This is a genomic window from Mobiluncus sp., assembly GCF_034180645.1.
GTDB lineage: Bacteria > Actinomycetota > Actinomycetes > Actinomycetales > Actinomycetaceae > Mobiluncus.
On record NZ_JAXFNY010000010.1, the window covers coordinates 127,192 to 133,652 of the forward strand.

The window sequence follows — 6,461 nt, forward strand, 5'->3', positions numbered from 1 at the left end:
ACAGTGTAGAAATTTCGAGTCATGGGTGTTCACTGAGTACTACGTATCAGAGAGCACCCATGACTCGTGTCTGAGCCAAAACGATGGGAACCGGAATGGAAAAACAAGTTGAAAACGCAACATCAACACAGCTGTTGAGGTCAGACGAACAATCGTCTGAGTCGGATAAGCCTCGGAATGGTGGGGTGCACAGACGAAAGACCTCCCCACAGGCAAAGACCCAAATCCGTGCCGGGTGGGCTTTCTTAGCTCCTTTCGTGGTCTTGTTTGTCCTCGTGTTCTTGGTTCCCATTTTTGTATCGATATATTCGAGTTTCTTTCAGCTGAAAACCACCGGTGGGGGTGCATATGGTGGTGGTGAATCCACCAACACGTTCGTAGGCTTGGAAAACTATCAATACGTCATTACGTCTCACGAATTTTGGCTTGGAATTGGGCGGGTGATTCTGTACACGTGTTTCCAGGTTCCAGTAATGATTATTGCTGCTTTGGTTTTAGCGCTGGTGCTTGATTCATTCTTGGTCAAGCATGTCACCATATATCGCTTGGGGTATTTCCTGCCTTTCGCAATTCCCGGTGTAGTCGCGGCAATGATTTGGCTTTACCTGTACAATCCAGAGGTTTCACCCCTGGTAAAGGGTCTAGCTGCGCTGGGTATCGACATCAACTTCCTGAGCGGCAACGTTGTGTTAGCCTCTATGGCAAATATGACAACCTGGACCTATACGGGATATAACATGCTGATTTTTCTGGCAGCACTGCAAGCTATTCCCCCCGAGCTTTCCGAGGCGGCTCGAATCGATGGAGCCAGCGGATTGCAAATCATGACGCGAATTAAGATGCCCTTGCTGCGACCCGCAGCGTTGTTGGCAGTATTGCTCTCCATTGTGGGTACCATACAGCTGTTCAATGAACCAGCAGTTATCAGTTCGACTCAAACTTGGATGGGCAAGGCTTATACGCCAATGATGATGGCATATAACACTACTATGGGCACTTTGACTCCCAGCGGAGACGGTCCAGGCTCGGCGGTGGCCATTGTCATGGCTCTGATTGCTGGTGTATTGGCTGTGGGATACTTCTTTGTGGATCGAAAGGTTAGCGGCAATGACTAAGAATAGTAAATCTAAACGTGAACATATGGTGACGGAGCATTCTCCCCAGGGGTTTGACTATATACCGTCCAAGGAAGGGGTGCCGCCACGGGCTATTGCTCCGTCGATGATTTCTCGCGGGATTACCACCTTTATGCTACTCCTGGTGCTTCTCTATTTCATATTTCCGGTCTATTGGGTCATCATCTCAGCCACAAAGACTAACGCTGAGCTTGCTAACACGTTTGGATTGTGGTTTGCAGCGCACGATGAGAATACTGAGAGTAAAAATCTCATAGAGGCCATAGGGGTTAATTACGACAAGTTAATGAGTTGGACTCGCGGTAACTTTTGGCGTTGGGTTGCGAATTCTTTGATTTATTCCACAACTGCAGCTGCCATCGGTACCCTTATTTCTGTTATGGCAGGGTATTCCTTGGCTAAGTTTACTTTCCCCGGCAAGAATCTGTCTACGGGTATTATCATGGCAGGATTGCTGATGCCCGCGGCTCTGTTGACTGTTCCCATGTACATTGTCTTTTTGCACTTAGGGATTTCTAACACGATGGCGTCGATTATCGTGCCGTGCTGTGTGTCTCCGTTTGGGGTATTTCTGGGACGGGTTTATTCTCAAACCTCCGTTCCTACCGAATTAATCGAAGCGGCGCGAATTGACGGGGCTTCAGAAGCGCGTATTTTCTTTACTATAGTGCTGCGTATCCTCGCTCCGGCGATGGTGACGATTTTCCTGTTTATTTTTGTGGCTTGTTGGAATAACTTCTTGCTGCCTTTGATGATGATTTCAACGGACACCTTGAAACCCGTCACTCTTGGTCTTTACGGAATGATGAGCTACTTTAATCCAGAGAAGGGCGCCGTAATGATGGGTGCTCTGTTCGGGGTAATCCCGCTGATTATCCTGTTCTTAGGTCTGCAAAAGTACTGGCAGTCAGGGCTCGCTGCCGGTTCAGTAAAAGGCTGATTTTTATCCCCTCTCGATACGACATTGGAGGGTATTTCAATTCAGGATTTCAAAGAGGTCATGTGAATAACGGAGTTTTTGCGTTCCCCGAACGGGGAGTAACTTTGTGCGCTTCACAAATCGGGATTTCCTTAGATTTTATTGAAGCCTTGCTGGAACGTATGCACCAACTCGAACTCAACACACTAATTTGGGAACTGAAGATCAAATCACCGTGTTGGGAACTTGCGAATACATGGCATTATTACACCGCATCGCAAGTATCGCAGGTGTTAGCATTAGCGCAACGTCTCGGGATTGAAGTGGTTCCCGAGGTAAATGCTCCAGGACATATGGGAATTTGGTTAGAAAACTATCCGCAATATGCCTTGAAACGTCTCGACGGAAGTGTGGATCCGGAGGGAAGACTAGATATTACCAATCCACAAGCAATCGACTTTTATCTTCAGATAGTTGACGAATACCTGCGGATCTTCCCCAGCCGTTGGTGGCATATGGGAGCGGATGAATACATGATTCACGACTCTTTCGCTAACTATCCGTACCTCGCGGAATATGCCCATCGAACTTTCTGCACAAGCGCAAGCGAATACGACGTTTTTAACTCTTTCGTTAATGAAGTTAACCAATTTGTGAAAGGGCGTGGCAGACGTTTGCGAATTTGGAACGATGGAATACACGAAACTTCCGTCGTGCATTTAGATAACGACATTCTGATTGAATACTGGAAAGATGAAGGTCTGCGTATAACTGATTTTATACAGCGAGGCCACGATGTCATTAATAACAGCGAGGTTCTGTATTGGTCCAGATCCCATCCACCGTATCGAGTCGATGCCCCTGCCTTATGGGAAAGTAACTGGGATGCCCGCACATTTATCGGTAATCAATATCTATCAGACGTTCTGCATGGTGGGGATCGTAAACAACGGGGCTTGCGGGTCTCAATCTGGCCTGATGAGTCCTTTCGCGCCACTGAGCATGAGGTTTGGGAAGCAATTCAAGATTCCCTGATTCTGGTGGCCGAGCTGGGTAAATATGGCGTGAAACGTAATCATGATTGGCGCACCGTCGGGATGAGTTCCCTATCTGTGCCCACAATAGCGGACAGCGCAGTGTCTCCCGGTCTGTATGAGATACCTGAATTGAACGTTGTGGGAAAGGGGCCTTGGCGAGTCCAGTGCACGCCAGATGGATACCGCACCCTCGAGGATACATCCTGTGGAAAGAACTTAACCTTGAAATATGGGCAAAAGCATTTGGGCGTGGTTACCCAAGCCGGGGCGCGACCGTCACTGGAGCTACCAGCTGACATGTCTGCGAGCTGGCCCGATGGGTGGGAAAACGCTGAAAGTCGAAATACTCAAAAATGGATAATCAGCTCCGCAGTTCTCAAAGACAACTCAATCCCCTCCCAGACGCATGAGGTTTTTAGCATCAAACCTGCCCTGACCGGACAAATTTTGACTCACAGTGATGAAGGATTAGCGCAGTGGCCCTTCGACAGTCTACAGGGTGATAGTGCGTTCACCTTTCGGAAAGTATCGCTTTAGCGATAAAAACCCAACTCTGGCATCGTTTGATGCCAGAGCGAAGAAGGGGGCGAAGAAGTTAGTGCGCAAAGAGCGTGTTCTTGAGAGCAAAACGGTCTGCACGGAACAGGTATTCACCATAAGCGGCAATCTTGCCGGATTCGTCATAAGAGATGTTTTGAATGCTCAGCATGGTTGATCCTGCAGGAATCCGCAGGAGTTGAGCCTCCGGGGCGCTGGCCTTGCGGGCGGACACCGCTTGGCGTGCCATCGTCACGACGACACCGCGTTCAGCTAGGACATTTTCGAAAGAATCACGCTCCAAGGCGGTGGCAGCCGGAGCTATCGAAGAACGAATCATGTCAAACATGAGTCCGGCGGGCTGCCGGTCAGTCATGCGCAGTCGGCGAATAGTGGTCACGTTAGTGCCCGGAGCCACCTCCAGTTTCGCGCTGACTTCCTGGCTGGCCGGGGACGTGCCATAAGACAAGACTTCGGTAGAAGGCTTATGTCCATCGGTTTTCATCTGGTCGTAAATGGTCGAGAGGACGTTCGGGCGATGCACCCGGGTTGGGGCCACCTGAGTTCCGACACCGCGGCGGCGCACCAGCAGACCATGGTCGCCCAGTTGTTGCAGGGCTCGGCGCGCGGTGGGGCGGGATACGTTGAGACGTCGTGCCATGGAAAGTTCGTCTTCTAAGCGCGTACCAGGGGTGAGTTGTCCTGAGAGGATTAATTCTTCAATGGGCTGAGCAATTTGATGGTAGAGCGGAACCGGGGAGTTCCGATCCAGTCGGACATCAGCCTCGAAATACGTTGGTACCTGACTCATGGCGGGTCTCCTTTCCCTCGCGCCATAGGTCCTTCCTTTGACCCTACATACTATTGTATCGACAATTATTGGCCTGACATTAGGGAAAACCGTTGAAATATCAACGAATTATCCCTGAATATAGTCTGAGAATTGGGGGGTCAATTTATGGCGAGGAAATGTTTTAGGATTAACTCATGGCTGAAAACTTGCAAGATGGTAAACCCGTGGGACCGGTGTTAGTTGTTGACTTTGGCGCGCAATATGCCCAACTAATCGCACGCCGGGTTCGCGAGGCGAAAGTTTACTCGGAAATTGTGGGACATAACCTGACCGCACGGGAAATATTGGATAAACAGCCTTCGGCCATCATTCTCTCAGGTGGACCGTCTTCCGTTTACGCGCCGGGAGTTCCCGCTTTTGACCCAGCCGTTTTTCAGGCAAATGTGCCGGTACTAGGCATTTGCTACGGGTTTCAGGTCATGGCACAAGCCTTAGGGGGCACCGTTAGCCCTACCGGAACTTCCGAGTACGGCCGGACCAACTTGGAAGTTGTTACGGGCAGTCGGCTAATGGAAGGAACCCCATCAGAACAGGTAGTTTGGATGAGTCACGGGGACGCAGTTTCCGCAGCTCCCAGCGATTTCCAAGTTATCGCGGCGACAGATGATACAAAGATAGCTGCCTTTGAAAATCCTGAACGAGGCCTGTATGGAGTGCAGTGGCATCCGGAAGTTCGGCACAGCGCCTATGGCCAGAGGCTTTTGGAACATTTTCTGCACGACCTGGTCGGGTTAGATCCGGTGTGGACACCGCAATCCATTATCGACACCCAGGTGGCCGAGATTCGCCAGCGCGTGGGTGATGCTCAAGTTATCTGCGGTTTGTCTGGCGGGGTCGATTCTTCCGTGGCGGCCGCTCTGGTTCATAAGGCCATCGGAGACCAGCTGACCTGCATTTTCGTTGATCACGGTTTGCTGCGCGCGGGGGAGCGCGAACAGGTGGAGCGGGACTATGCCGCCAACATGGGCATTCGAGTCAAGTACGTCGACGAGTCCGCACGCTTCTTGGGGGCACTGGCGGGGGTGAGCGAACCGGAACAGAAACGCAAGATTATCGGTCGCGAGTTCATTCGGTCTTTTGAGGCGGCTCAACGTGAGGTTGTGGCCGAGGTCGGCGCCAGCGGCGGGGAAGTAAAGTTCCTGGTCCAGGGCACTTTGTATCCTGACGTGGTGGAATCTGGCGGCGGCAGCGGCACGGCTAATATCAAGTCTCATCACAATGTGGGCGGATTGCCAGAGGATTTGAAGTTTGAGCTCATCGAGCCGCTGCGCAAACTGTTCAAGGACGAAGTGCGTGCTTTGGGTCGCGAGTTGGGGTTGCCTGACGTCATCGTGAACCGCCAGCCTTTCCCCGGTCCGGGCTTGGCTATCCGCATCATCGGAGAGGTTACCGAGGATCGCTTGCGAATCTTGCGGGCGGCGGACTTGATTGTGCGCAACGAGCTGAGCGCAACCGGGCTGGACACGGAGATTTGGCAGTGTCCCGTGGTGTTGCTCGCCGACGTGCGTTCCGTGGGGGTGCAGGGTGATGGGCGTACCTACGGGCACCCGATTGTGTTGCGTCCGGTTTCCTCAGAAGACGCGATGACCGCGGACTGGTCGCGCTTGGATTGGGACTTGGTGGCGCGGATTTCTAACCTGATTACCAACCAGGTTCCCGAAATCAACCGCGTGGTGCTGGACTGCACGTCCAAGCCACCGGGAACCATCGAGTGGGAATGACGCTCGAAACGGCGAAAACCCGCATGAATACAGGCTTTTTTGCCCGTCCATACTGCTCTTGATACTGGATTGATACTATTTGTGTCCGCCCGGTATTCTCAAGAGAAAAATCCCAAAAGGACAAGCAAAACCGCCCTGCTGAACGACAAATTCAGCAGGGCGGTTTTTTTGCTTGTCTTATTTATTTTTCCGCCAAGGGATATAATATTCGCTTTCCAGGCCATCGTCGCAGGTATGGGGCCAGTTGAGTTTCCATTC

General features: G+C 51.4%; 5 protein-coding genes. 4 read left to right on the forward strand and 1 reads right to left on the reverse strand.

The features are described from left to right. Positions 1 to 95: 95 nt before the first annotated feature. The 3 genes from SPI05_RS04520 to SPI05_RS04530 all read left to right on the forward strand — a co-directional run bounded on the left by SPI05_RS04520 (position 96) and on the right by SPI05_RS04530 (position 3,629). Positions 96 to 1,115: a sugar ABC transporter permease gene (locus SPI05_RS04520; protein ID WP_321076526.1), complete on the forward strand. Its 1,020-nt coding sequence runs from the start codon at positions 96 to 98 to the stop codon at positions 1,113 to 1,115. Beyond that, positions 1,108 to 2,076 carry a carbohydrate ABC transporter permease gene (locus tag SPI05_RS04525; protein ID WP_414601963.1) on the forward strand — a complete coding sequence of 323 codons (969 nt, stop codon included), beginning with the start codon at positions 1,108 to 1,110 and terminating at the stop codon, positions 2,074 to 2,076. Before SPI05_RS04520 ends, SPI05_RS04525 begins: the two co-directional genes overlap by 8 nt. Positions 2,077 to 2,138: 62 nt before the next feature. Next, on the forward strand, positions 2,139 to 3,629 hold the full coding sequence (locus SPI05_RS04530) for a family 20 glycosylhydrolase (protein ID WP_321076528.1): 1,491 nt from the start codon (positions 2,139 to 2,141) through the stop codon (positions 3,627 to 3,629). Positions 3,630 to 3,687: 58 nt separating this feature from the next. On the opposite strand, the gene SPI05_RS04535 is transcribed toward SPI05_RS04530, so the two are convergent. After that, positions 3,688 to 4,440 carry a GntR family transcriptional regulator gene (locus tag SPI05_RS04535; protein WP_321076530.1) on the reverse strand — a complete coding sequence of 251 codons (753 nt, stop codon included), beginning with the start codon at positions 4,438 to 4,440 and terminating at the stop codon, positions 3,688 to 3,690. A 176-nt stretch (positions 4,441 to 4,616) separates the two neighbouring features. On the opposite strand from SPI05_RS04535, the gene guaA reads away from it, so the two are divergent. Further along, positions 4,617 to 6,203: a glutamine-hydrolyzing GMP synthase gene (gene guaA, locus SPI05_RS04540; protein ID WP_321076532.1), complete on the forward strand. Its 1,587-nt coding sequence runs from the start codon at positions 4,617 to 4,619 to the stop codon at positions 6,201 to 6,203. The last annotated feature ends 258 nt before the right edge of the window (positions 6,204 to 6,461 follow it).